Source organism: Gillisella taibaishanensis (assembly GCF_001938985.1).
Lineage (GTDB): Bacteria > Pseudomonadota > Alphaproteobacteria > Rhizobiales > Rhizobiaceae > Allorhizobium > Allorhizobium taibaishanense.
Genome location: NZ_MKIN01000022.1, coordinates 678,917 through 695,684 on the forward strand (window position 1 = coordinate 678,917; position 16,768 = coordinate 695,684).

General features: G+C 60.5%; 14 protein-coding genes. 10 read left to right on the top strand and 4 right to left on the bottom strand.

The features are described 5' to 3' along the window. The first annotated feature begins 19 nt into the window (after positions 1–19). The 9 genes from BJF91_RS14330 to BJF91_RS14370 all read left to right on the top strand — a co-directional run bounded on the left by BJF91_RS14330 (position 20) and on the right by BJF91_RS14370 (position 9,052). A complete protein-coding gene (locus tag BJF91_RS14330; protein ID WP_075615660.1) occupies positions 20–1,345 on the top strand; it encodes an aspartate aminotransferase family protein in 1,326 nt (441 codons plus the stop codon). A gap of 301 nt (positions 1,346–1,646) precedes the next feature. Further along, positions 1,647–2,603 (top strand): hypothetical protein, encoded by a 957-nt coding sequence (locus tag BJF91_RS14340; protein WP_075615145.1) that lies wholly within the window; start codon positions 1,647–1,649, stop codon positions 2,601–2,603. Then, positions 2,593–2,859, top strand: a complete 267-nt coding sequence (locus BJF91_RS14345; RefSeq protein ID WP_075615146.1) for a hypothetical protein — start codon at positions 2,593–2,595, stop codon at positions 2,857–2,859. The genes BJF91_RS14340 and BJF91_RS14345 overlap by 11 nt, the downstream gene beginning before the upstream one ends. Positions 2,860–2,999: 140 nt before the next feature. Further along, on the top strand, positions 3,000–3,167 hold the full coding sequence (locus BJF91_RS25035) for a hypothetical protein (RefSeq protein WP_162843870.1): 168 nt from the start codon (positions 3,000–3,002) through the stop codon (positions 3,165–3,167). Between the two features lie 227 nt (positions 3,168–3,394). Further along, the gene (locus BJF91_RS14350; protein ID WP_075615147.1) at positions 3,395–4,501 is read left to right on the top strand and encodes a branched-chain amino acid ABC transporter substrate-binding protein; all 1,107 of its coding nucleotides are present in this window, start codon (positions 3,395–3,397) and stop codon (positions 4,499–4,501) included. A gap of 408 nt (positions 4,502–4,909) precedes the next feature. Continuing rightward, positions 4,910–5,779 (top strand): aldose 1-epimerase family protein, encoded by an 870-nt coding sequence (locus BJF91_RS14355; RefSeq protein WP_075615148.1) that lies wholly within the window; start codon positions 4,910–4,912, stop codon positions 5,777–5,779. Continuing rightward, complete coding sequence (locus tag BJF91_RS14360; RefSeq protein ID WP_075615149.1) at positions 5,779–6,438, top strand: chloramphenicol phosphotransferase CPT family protein; 660 nt, start codon at positions 5,779–5,781, stop codon at positions 6,436–6,438. The genes BJF91_RS14355 and BJF91_RS14360 overlap by 1 nt, the downstream gene beginning before the upstream one ends. A gap of 16 nt (positions 6,439–6,454) precedes the next feature. Further along, positions 6,455–8,149 (top strand): adenine deaminase, encoded by a 1,695-nt coding sequence (gene ade / locus BJF91_RS14365; RefSeq protein ID WP_139310703.1) that lies wholly within the window; start codon positions 6,455–6,457, stop codon positions 8,147–8,149. A gap of 129 nt (positions 8,150–8,278) precedes the next feature. Further along, the gene (locus BJF91_RS14370; RefSeq protein ID WP_075615151.1) at positions 8,279–9,052 is read left to right on the top strand and encodes a potassium channel family protein; all 774 of its coding nucleotides are present in this window, start codon (positions 8,279–8,281) and stop codon (positions 9,050–9,052) included. Between the two features lie 43 nt (positions 9,053–9,095). Here the strand turns inward: BJF91_RS14370 and BJF91_RS14375 are convergent, their stop codons facing one another. Both BJF91_RS14375 and bglA read right to left on the bottom strand, forming a co-directional pair. Continuing rightward, positions 9,096–10,889, bottom strand: a complete 1,794-nt coding sequence (locus BJF91_RS14375) for a M23 family metallopeptidase (RefSeq protein ID WP_075615152.1) — start codon at positions 10,887–10,889, stop codon at positions 9,096–9,098. 163 nt (positions 10,890–11,052) lie between these two features. Then, positions 11,053–12,720 carry a beta-galactosidase BglA gene (gene bglA / locus BJF91_RS14380; RefSeq protein ID WP_075615661.1) on the bottom strand — a complete coding sequence of 556 codons (1,668 nt, stop codon included), beginning with the start codon at positions 12,718–12,720 and terminating at the stop codon, positions 11,053–11,055. 303 nt (positions 12,721–13,023) lie between these two features. Here bglA and BJF91_RS14385 point away from each other — a divergent pair, with 303 nt between their 5' ends. Beyond that, complete coding sequence (locus BJF91_RS14385; protein WP_075615153.1) at positions 13,024–14,112, top strand: glycosyltransferase family 4 protein; 1,089 nt, start codon at positions 13,024–13,026, stop codon at positions 14,110–14,112. 278 nt (positions 14,113–14,390) lie between these two features. Here BJF91_RS14385 and der read toward each other — a convergent pair whose 3' ends face one another. Beyond that, positions 14,391–15,809: a ribosome biogenesis GTPase Der gene (gene der, locus BJF91_RS14390; RefSeq protein ID WP_075615154.1), complete on the bottom strand. Its 1,419-nt coding sequence runs from the start codon at positions 15,807–15,809 to the stop codon at positions 14,391–14,393. A gap of 174 nt (positions 15,810–15,983) precedes the next feature. Beyond that, positions 15,984–16,655, bottom strand: coding sequence for a tetratricopeptide repeat protein (locus BJF91_RS14395; protein WP_075615155.1), 672 nt, complete (start codon positions 16,653–16,655; stop codon positions 15,984–15,986). Positions 16,656–16,768: the final 113 nt, after the last annotated feature.

The window sequence follows — 16,768 nt, forward strand, 5'->3', positions numbered from 1 at the left end:
AAGGGCCATGGAGAGCATGATGTCCAATCGCACCACCATTCCAAACGACCTGCGCGCGTTCTGGATGCCGTTTACCGCCAACCGCCAGTACAAGCAGGAACCGCGCCTTTTTGTCGGCGCCAAGGATATGTATTACACCACCCATGACGGTCGCCAGGTTCTTGATGGCACCGCTGGCCTATGGTGCGTCAATGCCGGCCACTGCCGCCCGCTGATCACGGAAGCGATCCGCCAGCAGGCCGGCGAGCTCGACTATGCACCGGCCTTCCAGCTTGGCCATCCAAAGGCCTTCGAACTGGCAAACCGGCTGGTCGACATTGCGCCTGATGGCATGGACCATGTCCTTTATACCAACTCCGGCTCTGAATCGGTCGATACCGCGCTGAAAGTGGCGCTCGCCTATCACCGCGTCAAAGGCAATGGCTCGCGCTTCCGCCTGATCGGCCGCGAGCGCGGCTACCACGGCGTCAATTTCGGCGGCATCTCAGTCGGCGGCATCGTGTCCAACCGCAAGATGTTCGGCACACTGCTGACCGGCGTCGACCATCTGCCGCACACGCATCTGCCGGAAAAGAACGCCTTCACCAAGGGCCAGCCCGAGCATGGCGGCGATCTGGCCGCCGAGCTGGAGCGGATCGTTACCCTGCATGACGCATCGACCGTCGCCGCCGTCATCGTCGAGCCGGTCGCCGGCTCCACCGGCGTGCTGATCCCGCCGAAGGGCTACCTGCAGAAACTGCGCGAGATCTGCACCAAGCATGGCATCCTGTTGATTTTCGATGAAGTCATCACCGGCTATGGTCGCCTCGGCGCGCCGTTTGCGGCCCAGTATTTCGACGTGAAGCCCGACATCATCGTCACCGCCAAGGGCCTGACCAATGGCGTCATCCCAATGGGCGCGGTGTTCGTGACTGCCGAAATCCACGATGCCTTCATGGCCGGCCCGGAACACATGATCGAGTTCTTCCACGGCTATACCTATTCCGGCAACCCGATCGCATCCGCCGCAGCCCTTGGCACGCTCGACACCTATAAGGAAGAAGGCCTGCTGACCCGCGCCAGCGAGCTCGCCCCCTACTGGGAAGAGCAGCTGCACAGCCTGCGCGATTGCCCTCACGTCATCGATATCAGAAATATCGGCCTGATCGGCGCCATCGAGCTAAAGCCTATAGACGGGGAACCGACCAAGCGCGCCTTCAACGCCTTCCTCAAGGCCTATGCCGACGGCCTCTTGATCCGCACCACCGGCGACATCATCGCACTGTCACCGCCGCTGATCATCTCCAAGGCCGAAATCGACGAATTGTTCGACAAGCTGCGCAAGGTGCTGATGAGCAATATCTAACGGCGGTTGTGCGTTAGACTCTATAAAGGCGGCGGGTTTTCCTGCCGCCTTTTTGCGTGCAGGTCATGCCCCTGAACACTGTGTTGAAGCAGTTTATCCGTTTGCGATATGTCGCTTTCAGAAGATATTCCGAGACCTAAATTTACAGTTCAACCCTTCGTTTTCAAGAACTTTCGGTTGAAATCCCGTTGCGAACCTTTCCCGAAAATGATCTAATTGCGCCATGATCGACATCTTATAGCGCTCTGCGGCGGATAGAGACATCTCCCTGCCGAAGCTTTCGAAAATGGGGGAATTGTGCATGGATATCACCGCATCTGCTGCATCCGTCTCGGGCTTATCGGTTCAGGCAAAGCTTGAAACCGTCCTGCGCAAGGCAGCCGCCCTCCTCCCCGCCGACATCGGCAATCGCCTTCTGTCACTGATCAGCCCGGCATCGCTTGCCCTCATGGCTGGCGTCGTAGTGGTATGGGCGGGGTCGCATTTCTTTGGCGTTGGTGAAATTGCCGACGTGATCCTTCTGGCCGCTGGTTGGATCATGGTTGGTGGCGCCGCGATCCAAGGGGGCGAAAAGCTCGTTTCCTTCGCGGTGGGCACGAATGCCGCAAAGACCACAGCGGATCTCGACAAGGCGGCAAAGGATCTGGCTGATGCCATTACCATTCTCGGCGTCGATGTCGTGCTCGGCCTGCTGCTCAAAGGCAAACCGAAAGGAACGTTCAAGAGCGTCCATGGCACGATGCCCAGCTATGGCCAGTTTGCCCGAGCAATGCCCAAGGCAGGGCCGATGCGAATCTATGAGGCGAAATTGGTCTTCTCGCGCCAGAAATTTGCCGGTCAGGGCGGCACCCGCCCGGACAATGTTGCAACAATTGGTCGCGACTTCTTTCCCGGAGCGAAGCCTTTTCCGGAAGTCGTCCGTTCCGTTCGCCAGACCGTTTATCACGAACGTGTCCATCAGCGGCTCACCCAAGCCTTTTCCCTGCTTGGCCGCCCCGGTCTCTACATGAAGATGGGCGCTTACAAACGCTCATACATCCTGCGTTATATCGAGGAAGCCGCGGCAGAGGCTTACGGACTGGCACGCACCGGCGGACCAAAAACGGGTGAACTTTCGGCAATCCAGTTCCCGCTAAACGGTAATTACGGCATCACCGTCGCTAAAATGGGTCAAGAGGCAAAGGGCGTGTTGCTTGGTCCTGTCACCCTGGGAGGCGCTGCTTACAACGCCTATTATGGGGCGAAGAATGATCACTGAGCAGCAAGCAATCGAGGCCTCCCAACATTTCGTAGCCCAACGAAAGCACACACCTTTGGACGTGAACTCCATAAAGGTGACATTTTCTGAAAACCAGGGCCGCCCAACCTTCATGGTCTCAGCTTACGACGCCATTCCCCACGGGGAAGAAGAATGGATGCAGCCGTCGAGAGTGCCTTTAGCCTTTCTCGTCGACGCAAATGATGGAACAGTTTACGGTTATGAGACCGAACGTGGACGCACAGTATTCGGTTGAACTCCTACGCGAGTGTCCACCACATGACGGCTTGATCGAAGATGCTCTCTGAGGAAGAGGCAAGAAAGGCGCTGCGCGAGTTCCTTGCACAGAGGAAACACTCGCCTTTGCGGGAAAGCCTGACGACTGCAGAGCGAGGAATGATCGAAGACCGCGACACCTGGGTGCTCAGTGGCGTTCCCGAAGACTCCCCTGAAGACAAGGATTGGATGTATTTTCTCGTTCAGCCGACGCTTTATTTTGTCGATGCCGCCACAGGAGCGGTGTTTGGCTTTGAAACCGAGCATGGGCGCACGATCTTCAAATGAAACATTTGAGCCTGGCTTGATTGCGCCTCGTCCAACGGCGGGGGAGAGATGAATTTTCACTTTCCGGCCCCGTTCAAAGAGACTTATTAGTCTATGGTTGCCTATTGGCGGCCTTCCGGTCGTCGGGTTTTTCCGTTACATCCACAGTCAATGCGGGGAGCAAAACAGAACAACCTGAAAGGCGTAAAAACCGGCATAGATCGGAACGCCGACCCAAGGAGACAACAATGAGACTTCATCTTTTGGCGGGCGCTGCCTTTGCCGCCCTTCTGGCCGCCGCTCCCGCTGCCCGCGCCGATATCACCATTGGCCTGATGGCACCGCTGACCGGGCCTTTGGCTGCCATTGGCGCCCAGATCAAGAATGGCACGGAAACCGCGATTGCAGACATCAATGCCAAGGGCGGCATCAAGGGCGAGAAGCTCGCGTTGAAGAGCGCCGACGATGCCGGCGAGCCGAAGCAGGGTGTATCCGCGGCCAACCAGCTGATCGGTGAAGGCGTTCATTTCGTCGTCGGTCCGGTCACCTCGGGCGTTGCCGTTCCGGCTTCCGACGTCTTTGCTGAAAACGGCACGCTGATGGTCACCCCGACCGCGACCGCCCCAGGCCTTACCAAGCGTGGCCTGCCGACCGTGCTGCGCACCTGCGGCCGCGACGACCAGCAGGCCGAAGTGGCGGCGAAATACGTGCTCGCCCATTTCAAGGGCAAGAAGATCGCGATCCTCAATGACAAGGGCCAATACGGCAAGGGTCTCGCCGACGCCTTCAAAGCGGCTCTGAACGCCGCAGGTGAAAAGGAAGTCTTCAACGATTCGCTGACCGCTGGCGAAAAGGATTTCGGCTCGCTCGTCACCCGCCTCAAGTCGGCCAATGTCGATGTCATCTATTTCGGCGGTTATCACCCGGAAGCCGGCCTGCTGGTGCGCCAGATGCATGATGCCGGCCTCAACGCCGCGCTGGTTGCCGGCGATGGCCTGTCCAACAGCGAATACACCACCGTTGGCGGTGCCGCGGCCAATGGCACGATCTTCACCAATGCCAGCGATGCGCTGAAGAACCCCGATTCCAAGGCCGCAGCGGATTCGCTGACCGCCAAGGGCATTCCGGCAGAAGCCTTCACGCTCAATGCCTATGCCGCCGTGCAGGTCATTGCCGCCGGTATCGAAAAGGTCGGCAGCGCCGAAGACGCCACTGCCGTTGCGGCAGCCATCAAGTCCGGCGAGCCGATCTCGACCGCCATCGGCAAGCTGACCTACGGCGAAAGCGGCGACCTGACCTCGCAGAGCTTCTCCGTCTACAAGTGGCAGGACGGCAAGACGGTTGCTGCCGAGTAAGTGATGCCTACACAGGGACGCGGCTGAAACATGCCGCGTCCTTTGCCTTTTCCGGGTCATGAGAAGGCGTTAGACGATGGAGCAAGCGGCGCCCCTCACCCTGCCTCCGCTGCGCTCGGCACCCCTCTCCCCACAAGGGGGCGAGGGACAGTCGCCAACACTGCGGCCTTACAAAAGGCTTGAGAGGATGAGACGACGCGGCATATCCCTTCCCCCCTTGTGGGGAGAAGGTGGCGCCCTCATTCAGTAAATAAAAGGGCGGATGAGGGGTTTAGAGCATTTCCAGGAAAAGTGCGTCGCGGTTTCCCGTCCGGAAATGCGTGAAAACAAGGAGTTAGGGCGGTTCATTGCTTCCGTGAAACAGTGAACCGCTCTAAAACCACATATTTGCCAAAAGGAGAACCACCCATGCCCACGCTCACTGAAATCGGCAACGACCACCTCGCCGTAGCGGTCTCCTCGCTTGGCGCGGAAATGCAGGTGCTGAAAACTTCTGATGGCAAAGACCTGCTCTGGAATGGCGACGCCGCCTATTGGACCGGGCGCTCGCCGATCCTGTTTCCCATCGTCGGCAAGGCGCCTGACGATACCGTGGTCATCGACGGCAAGCCCTATGCCATGGCCCAGCACGGCATTGCCCGGCGCCGCGAATTCGCGCTTGTCGAATCTGGTCCGAATGTCTGTCGCCACGAACTCACCGCCAATGACGACACCAAAGCCGCCTATCCCTTCGATTTTTCGCTTTTGCTGGAGCATCGGCTTGAGGGCGCGAGCCTCACCGTGTCCGCCACCGTCACCAATCGCGGGGCAGAGCCAATGCCTTACGGTCTCGGCTTCCACCCGGCCTTTCTCTGGCCGCTGCCGGGCGCTGAAGGCAAGCCGCATGCGGTAACGCTTGCCAATGGCGGCGAGCCGCCGCTGCTGCGGCTGGAAGGCGGCTTGCTGTCTGAAGAACCGCGCCGCTCGCCCTTCCATGGCGGCCGGCTGGTGCTCGACAAGAGCCAGTTCGAACAGGACGCGATGATCTTCCCTGAAGGCACGGGCACCGCTCTGACTTACGGCGCCGAAGGCGCGCCAAGCCTGCAGTTCGGCTTTGAGAACCTGCCCAATCTGGCGCTCTGGCAAAAGCCGGGCGCGCCCTTCATCTGCATCGAGCCCTGGCACGGCATGGCCGCAAGCCACGGCAAGGGACCGGAACTCAAGGACCGGCCTTACACGCTGACCCTGCCCGCCGGGGAAAGCATGCGGCATGGGTTCACGGTGACGGTTGCGGCGTAATGCCGGTCGCGCCCTGGCATGATGCCGACCTTGGGCAGATCGTCATCTTGAACGGTGCGCCCCGGTCCGGCAAAACAAGCATTGCCAGGGTCATGCTGGAGCGCTTTCCCGGCCTCTGGGTCAATCTCGGCGTCGATGCGCAGATGGCGATGATCGGCGAGCGGCTGAAGCCCGGCATCGGCCTGCGCCCGGGCGGCGAGCATCCCGAGAAGGAAGGGACGGTCACGCGTCTCTATGCCGCCCTGCATGAAGCGATCGCCGCCCATAGCCGGCTCGGTATCCATGTCGTTGCCGATCTCGGCTATCATGACGACTATTCAACGCCGCTGCATATTGTTGAGGATGCGGTGCGGCGTCTCGCCTGCCTGCCGGTTCTGTTTGTCGGCGTGCGCTGTTCGCTTCCCGCCATCATGGCGCGCCGGTCCGCCTCGCCGGTCAATGGCAGAGCTGCCTATCTCCAAGGGTCCGAGCAGGAACCGATACCCGCTCCCGTGCAGCGCTGGCAAACGGCTGTGCATGAGCATCACGCCTATGATTTGGAGATCGACACGACCGATAAGACAGCCGAAGATTGCGCGCAGGAGATTCTGACCCTGCTCAACACACGCGGCCCGCAGCCGCGGTGTTTCGAGCGGCTTATGAAACTCTCACAGAAATAAGATAAAAGGAGCCACCATGAGCCAGTTGGAACGCCGCATCGACCAGGGCACCGGCCGCGAGCCTGCCGATATCGTGCTGAAGGGTGGCAGGTTCTTCGATCTGGTCACCGGCGATCTGGTGGAAGGCGATATCGCCATTTGCGGGGATACGGTTGTCGGCACCTGCGGCGATTACGAAGGCCGCGAAGAAATCGATATTTCTGGCAAGATCGTCGTGCCCGGCTTCATCGACACACATCTGCATATCGAAAGCTCGCTGGTCACCCCGCATGAATTCGACCGCTGCGTCCTTCCCTATGGCGTGACGACCGTGATCTGCGACCCGCATGAAATTGCCAATGTGCTGGGCACCGAAGGCATCCAGTATTTCTTGGATTCGGCCCTCGAAACCATCATGGATATCAGGGTGCAGCTCTCCTCCTGCGTGCCGGCCACCCATTTGGAAACATCGGGTGCCGATCTGCCGATCGAGCGGCTGCTGCCGTTCCGCGACCATCCCAAGGTGATCGGCCTTGCCGAGTTCATGAACTTTCCAGGGGTCATCCATAAGGACCCGATCTGCATGGCCAAGCTCGAGGCCTTCCAGGGCGGCCATATAGACGGTCACGCGCCGCTGCTGCGCGGCCGCGATCTCAACGGCTATCTCGCAGCCGGCATCCGCACCGAGCATGAATGCACCACGGCGCAAGAAGCGCTGGAAAAGATCCGCAAGGGCATGCATATCCTGGTGCGCGAGGGCTCGGTTTCAAAAGACCTCCACGCGCTGATACCTGTTATCACCGAGCGCCTGTCGCCTTATCTGGCGCTCTGCACCGACGACCGTAATCCGCTCGATATCGCCGAAGAAGGCCATCTGGACTACATGATCCGCACCGCCATTGCCCATGGCGTGGAGCCGCTCGCCGTCTACCGCGCCGCCTCGATCTCGGCAGCCCGGGCTTTCGGGCTGCGCGATCGCGGCCTTGTCGCGCCAGGCTACCGCGCCGATCTCGTCGTCATCGATAGCCTGGAAAGCTGCAAAGCGCAGACTGTGTTTGCCGCCGGCCGCAAGGTAGATGACTCGCTGTTTGCCACCCGCAAGCCGGTCGACCCTGTCGGCCTCGACAGCGTCAAGGCGCGGATCGTCAAGGCGGCAGATTTCTCGGTGCCGGTCAGCGAAGGCGAAGTGCCCGTAATGGGCGTGCTGCCGGGCAAGATCATCACCGAATATCGCCGCTACCGAATGCCCTCTTCCGGCAATCAGACCACCGTCGATCTCGACCGCGACATCATCAAGGTCGCCGTCATCGAGCGCCATGGCAAGAACGGCAATCACGCCAATGGCTTCGTCCAGGGCTTCGGGCTGAAGAAGGGCGCGATTGCCTCCACCGTCGGCCATGACAGCCACAATATCTGCGTGGTCGGCGTGTCCGAGGATGACATGGCCATCGCCGCCAACCGCCTCTCCGACATCAAGGGCGGCTTTGTCGTCGTGGAAGATGGCAAGGTGACCGGCGAGATCCCGCTGCCCGTTGCCGGCCTGATGAGCCTCGAGCCCTTCGAAAGCGTCCGCGACACCCTGCATGAACTGCGCAAGGCCGCCTATGCGCTCGGCACCACGCTGCAGGAGCCCTTCCTGCAGGTCGCCTTCCTGCCGCTGCCGGTCATTCCGCATTTGAAAATTTCCGACAAGGGCATGGTTGATGTCGACAAGTTCATGCTGATCGGTTGAGCAAATTTGAGACTCTGTTCATGGTGGTGTCGGGCTTGACCAGTGCCGGCATTTGCGGGAACGAGCGATACAAAACCATGTCCACGGCGGCTGTCGTTGCCGGACGCGACGACGAGATGCGAGCAACCATTGCAACAGAGTAGCAGACAGATCCGCCTGACGCTCAACCGCCTCTATTTTGGCCAGAGCACGTCAGCAATTCGCTTTCAATTCACCTTGATGGTGATTGATCTGGTCATCATCCTGTTTTTCCTGGCAGGTCCATATCTGAAAGATGGCCCCAGCTACATCGTGCTGGATTACTGCTTTGCCGGGTGGATTGCGCTTGAACTGATTGCACAGCATTTCGCGTCTTCCAGCACACGACGCTGGCTCATGCGGCCAATGACCTGGATCGATCTTTTCGTGCTTTGCACATTGCTGCTGCCGTATTGGCTGTTCAATTTCGCATTCTTGCGGGTGATGCGAATTTGGGCCGTGGTGCAGCGACCAATCTTTACGCTGATGCTGAAGCGGCTAAGCCTGTTTGATAAAGCCGATATCGTGACATCCGCCATCAATCTGCTTGTCTTCCTGTTCATGTTGACGGGCTTCGTCTACACGTTCTTTTTCAACCATATGCCCGGTATCGAAGGCTTCGTCGATGCCCTCTATTTCACGGTCGCAACCGTGACCACGACCGGTTTCGGTGACATCACGCTGCCGGGCCCACTGGGCAAGCTTACGTCGGTCGTCGCAATGATTACCGGTATCTCGCTGTTCGTGCGTCTGGCACAGGCCGTGGTGCGGCCTCTGAAGGTCACCTATTCCTGTCCAGACTGCGGTCTGAACCGCCATGATAAAGACGCCGTGCATTGCAAAGCCTGCGGACGTCTTTTGAACATCCCGGATGAAGGGGCCTAAAATACCGGGCCGAAGGCAAATGCTTTCGAGATGATTTGCGGCGTCATCGGGCCTTTACGACTTTTTGAATTCCGTCGCCCACGACATCAGCGACGGATTTGGCCGACGCCACTACTGATTTGGCGATATCGTCGACCCGGTCTATGTCCTGGTGGAAGGCAGAGAGCGCATCGCCGTGCAGCACGGTGCCGGCCGAGACCTTGGTCTTGGTGGGATCAGCGTATTTGTCGCCCATCCGCAGTTCGTAATAGAGATGCGGTCCGGTCGACAAGCCCGTGGAGCCGATATAGGCGATGACCTGGCCCTGGGTGACGCGGTCGCCGACTTTCAGTCCCTTGGCCGTCCCTGAAATATGAGCATAGGTGGTGGTGTAGCTGAAATCGTGCTTCACCCTGATATACTTGCCATAGCCGGACTCGGAGGAGATCTTGATGACGGTGCCATCGCCCGCCGCAAGGATCGGCGAGCCCAGCGGCGCATCATAATCAACGCCGTTGTGAAATTCCGGCCGGTGCAGGATGGGGTGCATGCGCCAGCCGAAACCGTCATTGCTGCGGCCACCCGGCACCGGATTGCCCATTAACGGCTTGGAGACGGAGCGGCCGTTTTCATCGAGGAATTCGGCGGCATGGCTGAGGGGGCCGTGGTAGCGATAGAAGCGCTTTTCGTGGCCGTCCTCGTCGACGCCGAGAAAGACCAGTTCGACGGTCCCGCTTTCGGTCTTGCGAAACACCACATGCAGCTTCGACAAGGCGCCATCGTCGGAGACCTGCAAGTCGTTGAGCTTCAGCAGATCCACCACCTGCAAGGCGACGATGGCAGGCACTTTCTGCTGCTTCATCCGGGCCATGACTTCAGGATAATCGGCCTTCGCCTTTGCCAAAGCCGAACGCTGTCCTGGTCCGCCCTCGTCTTCCACGACCGCTTCGTCATCGTGGCGGGCAAGGGCTTCGGCCACCATGCGATCATAAATGGCGCGGTTGCGGATTTCGTCCCATTTGCCGTCGTTCTGGCGGGCGATCAACCGCTCCTGGCCGCGTCGATCGACATAGCGTGCCAGCAGGATGTGAGAGCTTCCAGCCCCGCTATCACCATCGGAATAAATGATCTCCAGACGCTCGCCGGATTGCAGGCAATCCCGACCAAGTTGATGGCCAAGCGCCAGCCAATCCGGGTCTGAAATGGTCAATGCGCCTTCGATATCGCTGAAATTCTGCAGCTTCTTCGGCATGGCCACCAGGCGCTTCACCGCAGGCGCCGGGCTTTCGGTGGCGACGCTGACATTGATCGGCACGCCGCGCTCCGGCTGGCTCTGCGGCCTTGGCCCCGGATGATAGGCTGGAACATCGCGGCCGTCCTTGTCGAGGATCAGCGCGAACGGGTTCGCATGCATCGCCGGTACATTGTCATAGCCCGCCGCCATCTGCGGCATGTCGGATCCGGCCTCCGCGACCTCGTCGCCGGGAACCTTCGACAGGTCGATCGAGGTCGAGAAATAGGTATTGCTGGTGACCGTGCCGTCCATGCGGTCCTCGATCATTTCCAGCTTTGCGGTCTTCTGCACCGCGACCGGCACCCGCAGGCGCGGCTGCTTGCGGGTCATCTGGCGAATGCGCTTCGACAGCATCGCAACGGCGACACGCGGCGGCGGGCTGGCCGCCGGCACGTCCATGACCTTCGCCAGCAGACAGGCGGGCGCCACGCTCAACACCGCCAGCACCGTCACCAGCCGCCAGTGATTGCGTAGCGAAAAGCAGTGAACCGTCTGGCGGAAAGGAATGCTGCCGAAATCGTCAGCTGTCGCCTCCCCGGGCCTCATCGGTTCAAACCCCACCATGGGACCATGTCTCCTTCGCATTTCTGCGCCGACATGCACTGCGTCACATGGCAAAAATGGGACCAAACACATCAGGCGTGACCGGTTATGGTCCCGTTTTCACGCCGATGTGAATACTTGTCCACAAAGCCCATCCCGCCAACAACCGAGGCGGGACAGAAAATCAAACACGCGCGCAGAAGCCGTCGAGCGCTTCCAGCGAAATCACGCCCTTTTCGAATCGGCTGCGGACATCAGGAAGCGCCAGCACCTCTTTGACCGTCATATGCTCGGGCAGGCGCACATCCTGCGGGCCTCGCCGCATGTTGAAGACGAACAGCAGCTTTTCGCCGTTTTCCTCGCGCAGGAAGGCAAGCACGTCCTCGTTGATTTCGACGAAGGACATGGTGCCGTCACGCATGGCCGGATGGGCTTTGCGGAAGGCGAGCACCTGGCGATAGTGGTTGAGCACCGAGGCCTTGGCCTTTTCCTGGACATCGACAGCCAGCGCCTGTTGCTCAGGCGGCACCGGCAGCCAGGGCTTATCCGTGGTAAATCCGGCCTGGGCCTTGGCCTTTTCCCAGACCATAGGGGTGCGGCAGCCATCACGGCCCTTGAACGACGGCCAGAAGCGAATGCCATAGGGATCGCGCAGGTCTTCGAAAGCGAGATCGGCTTCCGGCAAGCCGAGTTCCTCGCCCTGATAGAGGCAGATCGAGCCGCGCAGGCTGGCAAGAATGGTGATGGCGAGCTTGGCCACCTCGGGCATTTCCTCCGGCCCATGGGCAAAGCGCGATACATGCCGCACCACGTCATGATTGGAGAAAGCCCAGCAGACCCAACCGTCCTTGACCATCGACTGGAAGGCGGTGACGCAATCGCGGATATGCGAGGGCGTGAAGCTGGGCCCCAGCAAATCGAACGTATAGCACATATGCAATTTGTCATTGCCGCTGGTATAGGCGGCCAGCGTCTTCAGCGAGCGGGTGCCGTCGCCGACCTCGCCCACCGTGGTGCGGTCGTCATATTCGTCGAGCAGCGCCCTCAGCTTCTTCAGGAAGCCGATATTCTCCGGCTGGGTCTTGTCATGCAAATGCTCCTGCATGCCGTAAGGATTGACATCAGGCGCATCGAGGCCGGCATCGGCACTGTCGGGAATATGGGCGGGATTGTCGCGCAATTCCTTGTCGTGGAAGTAATAGTTGACCGTATCGAGGCGGAAGCCGTCGACGCCGCGCTCCAGCCAGAAACGGCAGGCCTCCAGCACCGCCTGCTGCACCTGCGGATTGTGGAAATTCAGGTCCGGCTGCGAGGCCAGGAAATTGTGCATGTAATATTGCTTGCGCACGCCATCCCATTCCCAGCCCGGGCCGCCGAAGATCGACAGCCAGTTGTTGGGCGCCGTACCGTCAGGCTTGGCATTGGCCCAGACATACCAGTCAGCCTTGGGATTGTCGCGGCTGGCGCGGCTTTCGACAAACCAGGGATGCCGGTCGGATGTGTGGGAAATCACCTGGTCGATGATCACCTTCAGGCCAAGCCCATGGGCCGCCTTCATCATCGCATCGAAATCGGCAAGCGTGCCGAACATCGGATCAACGTCGCAGTAATCGGAGACGTCATAGCCCATATCGGCCATCGGCGAGGTGAAGAAGGGCGACAGCCAGATGGCATCGAGCCCGAGCGAGGCGATATAGGGCAGCCGTTCGGTAATGCCCTTGAGGTCGCCGATGCCGTCGCCATTGGTGTCCTGGAAGGACCTGGGATAGACCTGATAGATGACAGCGCCGCGCCACCATTCGCTGGATGATGTCACTTTGGCCTTGCTGGCGCGTTCGGTCTTGGCAGGCATATGGTCCATCCTGTGTTCATGGAAACTGGCGCTCCAAGACTATAGGGTTCCAGGCTGCGATTGCCAGTGGTGACGATCCGGTTCGACAATCAATCCACCTGCATTCCCCGCCTTCATTCCCCCTCTTTCATTCCATTGTTACAATGCTGCCCCATAAGCCGGAGTGACAGTGGCGGGGGCTTCTGCGTGATTCCCCGGCGAGACCGGCCCGATAGCAGGGTTGTGCGCCTCGCCGGGGAAGCATCACCGGAACGGCTGTACTGTCTTTGGGCGCAGACCCACCCGGATCAAGGAGCACGCGCGATGAGATTGACGATCGTGACCGATGCCTGGCATCCGCAGGTGAATGGCGTGGTCCGCTCCATCGAAAATACCAATGCCGAGCTCGCCCGCATGGGCGTGACCGTTACTATGGTAACCCCGGCCGATTATCGCAGCATGCCGATGCCGACCTATCCGGAAATCCGCCTGTCACTGGCAAGCCCCTGGCGCATCGCCCGGGCTATGAAGGACAGCCGTCCGGACCTCATCCATATCGCCACCGAAGGCCCACTCGGTCTTCTGGCGCGGCGCTGGTGCCTGAAGGAAGGGCTTGCCTTTTCCACCAGTTACCACACCCGTTTTCCGGAATATGTCGCAGCCCGCGCGCCGATCCCGCTCTCCTGGCTCTATGCCTATGTGCGCTGGTTTCACCGCGCCGGCGGCGCCTGCATGGTGGCCACCGAAAGCCTGAAACGCGAGCTGGAAACCAGGCGGCTTGGCAATCTGAAGCTCTGGAGCCGAGGCATCGATACGCAGCTGTTCCAGCCGCAACCGCAGCAGCCCGATCCCTTCGGCTTGCCCCGCCCGATCTTCATGACAGTCGGCCGGGTGGCGGTGGAAAAGAACCTGCCGGCCTTTCTCGATCTCGACCTGCCCGGTTCGAAAGTCGTGGTTGGCGACGGCCCTGCCCGCGCCGATCTCGCCGCCCGCTATCCCAATGTGCTGTTTACCGGCGTCAAATTCGGCGCCGAGCTTGCCGCCGCCTATGCTGAGGCCGATGTCTTCGTGTTTCCCTCAAAGACCGACACCTTCGGCAACACGATCCTTGAAGCACTCGCCTGCGGTGTCCCCGTCGCCGCCTTCCCGGTCACCGGCCCGATCGATATCGTCTCAGACCCCAAGGCCGGTGCGCTTAACGACGACCTGCGCACCGCGTGCCTGGAAGCGCTGACCTGCTCACGCGACAGCGCCCGGGCGCTGGCCGAGACCTTTTCCTGGTCGGCGGCCACGAAGCAATTTCTGGACAATGTGGTCGAAGCCAAGGTCAAGGGCCGGCGGCGCATGTTGATACGGCGGCTCGTGCAACGCCGGGCGCAGCGGCAGGCTGCGTCGTTGGCGGGCGATAAGTAACGGCCAGAACCAAGCTTTTGAGAGCAGCACCCCTCATCCGGCTGCCGCCACCTTCTCCCCACAAGGGGGAGAAGGAGAGATGCCGCACCGTTTTCACATCACTACTGCTACAGCGTGCTTAGTGCGTCTTATAAAACGTACGCCCACTGAAAAGACCTTGAGGAAGCCGCAGCGCTTATGACTGTCCCTCGCCCCCTTGTGGGAGACGGGTGCCGAGCGAAGCGGAGGCAGGGTGAGGGGTTTGTCGAGCACTACGCCTAACATCCCCGCCCCAAAAATCACCGCTTCTTGCGCTTGCCCTCGAACGGGTTTTCCGACGCCTTCAGATGAATGCGGATCGGCACGCCGGGCATGGTGAAATCGGCGCGCAGGCCATTGGTGAGATAGCGGATATAGCTTTCCGGCAAGGCGTCGGGTCGGGTGCAGGAAATCATGAAGGCTGGCGGACGGGCCTTGACCTGGGTCATGTATTTCAGCTTCAGCCGGCGACCGGAGACGGCCGGTGGCGGATGCTGGACCTGCACGCTATCGAGCCAGCGATTGAGCTTGGCTGTGGAGATGCGCTTGTTCCACACCATGTCGGTGTCGATGATCGATTGCATCAGCTTGTCGAGTGCGTAGCCGGTCTGGCCGGACATCGGCACGGCGCGAATGCCGCGCGCCTGCGGCAGCAGCCGCTCGGTCTTCTCACGCAGGTCAGCCAGTACCGCCTGCGGGTCTTCCACCAGGTCCCATTTATTGAAGGCGAGCACGGCGGCACGGCCCTCGCGTAGCACCAGATCGACAATCTGGATATCCTGCTTTTCGAATGGAATGGTGGCGTCGAACACGATGACCACGGTTTCGGCAAAGCGAATGGCGCGCAGCGTGTCGGCAACCGACAGCTTTTCCAGCTTCTCGATTACCCTCGCCTTGCGGCGCATGCCCGCAGTGTCGAACATCTTGATGGTACGGCCGCGCCAGTCCCATTCCACCGAGATGGAATCGCGGGTAATGCCCGCCTCCGGGCCGGTCAGCAGCCGGTCTTCGCCGAGAAAACGGTTGATCAGCGTCGACTTGCCGGCATTGGGCCGCCCAACGATCGCCACGCGCAGCGGCTTGGTGTCGTCATAGGCGGGCTCGTCGTCCTCATCCCCATCCTCGGTCGGCCGAAGCACGATATCGGTCTCGGCTTCGTCGTCATCCTCGGGAAAGGCCCGCTCTTCGCCCAGCGCCTCGACGATAGCGTCGCGCAGGTCGATCATGCCCTGGCCGTGTTCAGCCGAAATCGGCACCGGCTCGCCAAGGCCAAGTGTGAAGGCATCGTAGAAACCACCGTCCGAGCCGCGTGCTTCCGACTTGTTGGCCACCAGCACAACGGGCTTGCCGCGCTTGCGCAGCATGTCGGCCAGCGTCTTGTCGACATGGGTCAGGCCCATTTTCGCGTCGACCACGAACAGCGACAGATCGGCCTCGTCGATGGCGATCTCCGTTTGGGCGCGCATGCGGCCTTCCAGCGTATCGGCGCCCGCCTCTTCAAGCCCGGCGGTGTCGATGATCTGGAAACGCAGGTCGATCAGCTTGGCTTCGCCCGGCCGCCGGTCGCGGGTGACGCCGGGGGTGTCATCGACAAGCGCCAGCTTCTTGCCAACCAGACGGTTGAACAAGGTGGACTTGCCGACATTGGGGCGGCCGACGATGGCGACGGTAAAGCTCATGATTGGTATCCGGTTCTATGCGGCCCGTCTTCGAGCAGGCCTTGAAACAGTAGCGCATCGGCCTGGAAATCGCGAAGCGTTTTCAGGCCGATGCGTAAGATTTGGTCAGTCATTTTTGCCGCTCTGCGCTCTGTCCCAGCAATTAAGAGGACATAGGCACCAGCACTGTCTTACTCAGGGCGCCTTGCCGGCGGCAGCGATATTGTCCAGCATGATCTGGGCGCGGTTGGCGACATTGCGCGGCGCTTCAGGATCCTCGGTGATCTGCTGGAACCACTCGCGGGCGCGCTCCATCTGGCCAGCCTTGTAGGCGGCAAGACCGAGTGCCTCGCGGGCGGAGTGGCGCAGACCCTGGGTGGGGGTCGCCAGCGCTTCGACTTCGGCAGACACCTGGTCATAGGTGCCGTTGTCGATCAGCAGCCAGGCGGCGCGGATATGCGAGACGTCACGAATGACCTGCGGAACGCTATTGTCCTTGCCGATGGCCGTGAAGGCATCGATGGCAGCCTTGGCATCGCCCTTTTCGGCCATGAGGCTCGCAGCACGCAGCCGCGCCAGCACCGGATAGGCACCAAAGCCGTCCTTCTCGAGATCGGTCAGCGCCTTCAGCGCCTCATCATTCTTGCCATCGGAGGCAAGCTTGGTCGCGGCCAGGAAGCGGTCACCGGACTTGGAGGAGCGGTCGTCGGTATAGTAATCGTAGAGACGATAGCCGGCAGTGCCGACCACGATCAGCACCGCAATGCCGATAAACAACGGCCCCAGACGCCGCCAGACGCGCTGCATCTGTTCGGAGCGAAGCTCGTCATTGACTTCGCGGATAAAGCTGTCGTTCTGATCTGCCATCACATCGTCCGGGTATTGGGGCTTGTCGCGTATTTAAGAATAGAGTGCGCCTTCTACCCGATTTTTCAGGCATTGTAAGGGGGCGGAGCGCAAATCCCCACTCCGCCACCCGA

Coding starts and splice junctions, on each gene's coding strand:
- BJF91_RS14360 (WP_075615149.1), top strand. CDS start 5,779: ATGCCGGTCGCGCCCTGGCATGATGCCGACCTTGGGCAGATCGTCATC.
- BJF91_RS14355 (WP_075615148.1), top strand. CDS start 4,910: ATGCCCACGCTCACTGAAATCGGCAACGACCACCTCGCCGTAGCGGTC.
- BJF91_RS14385 (WP_075615153.1), top strand. CDS start 13,024: ATGAGATTGACGATCGTGACCGATGCCTGGCATCCGCAGGTGAATGGC.
- BJF91_RS14340 (WP_075615145.1), top strand. CDS start 1,647: ATGGATATCACCGCATCTGCTGCATCCGTCTCGGGCTTATCGGTTCAG.
- der (WP_075615154.1), bottom strand. CDS start 15,809: ATGAGCTTTACCGTCGCCATCGTCGGCCGCCCCAATGTCGGCAAGTCC.
- bglA (WP_075615661.1), bottom strand. CDS start 12,720: ATGCCTGCCAAGACCGAACGCGCCAGCAAGGCCAAAGTGACATCATCC.
- BJF91_RS14375 (WP_075615152.1), bottom strand. CDS start 10,889: ATGGTGGGGTTTGAACCGATGAGGCCCGGGGAGGCGACAGCTGACGAT.
- BJF91_RS14345 (WP_075615146.1), top strand. CDS start 2,593: ATGATCACTGAGCAGCAAGCAATCGAGGCCTCCCAACATTTCGTAGCC.
- ade (WP_139310703.1), top strand. CDS start 6,455: ATGAGCCAGTTGGAACGCCGCATCGACCAGGGCACCGGCCGCGAGCCT.
- BJF91_RS14350 (WP_075615147.1), top strand. CDS start 3,395: ATGAGACTTCATCTTTTGGCGGGCGCTGCCTTTGCCGCCCTTCTGGCC.
- BJF91_RS14395 (WP_075615155.1), bottom strand. CDS start 16,655: ATGGCAGATCAGAACGACAGCTTTATCCGCGAAGTCAATGACGAGCTT.
- BJF91_RS25035 (WP_162843870.1), top strand. CDS start 3,000: ATGATCGAAGACCGCGACACCTGGGTGCTCAGTGGCGTTCCCGAAGAC.
- BJF91_RS14330 (WP_075615660.1), top strand. CDS start 20: ATGTCCAATCGCACCACCATTCCAAACGACCTGCGCGCGTTCTGGATG.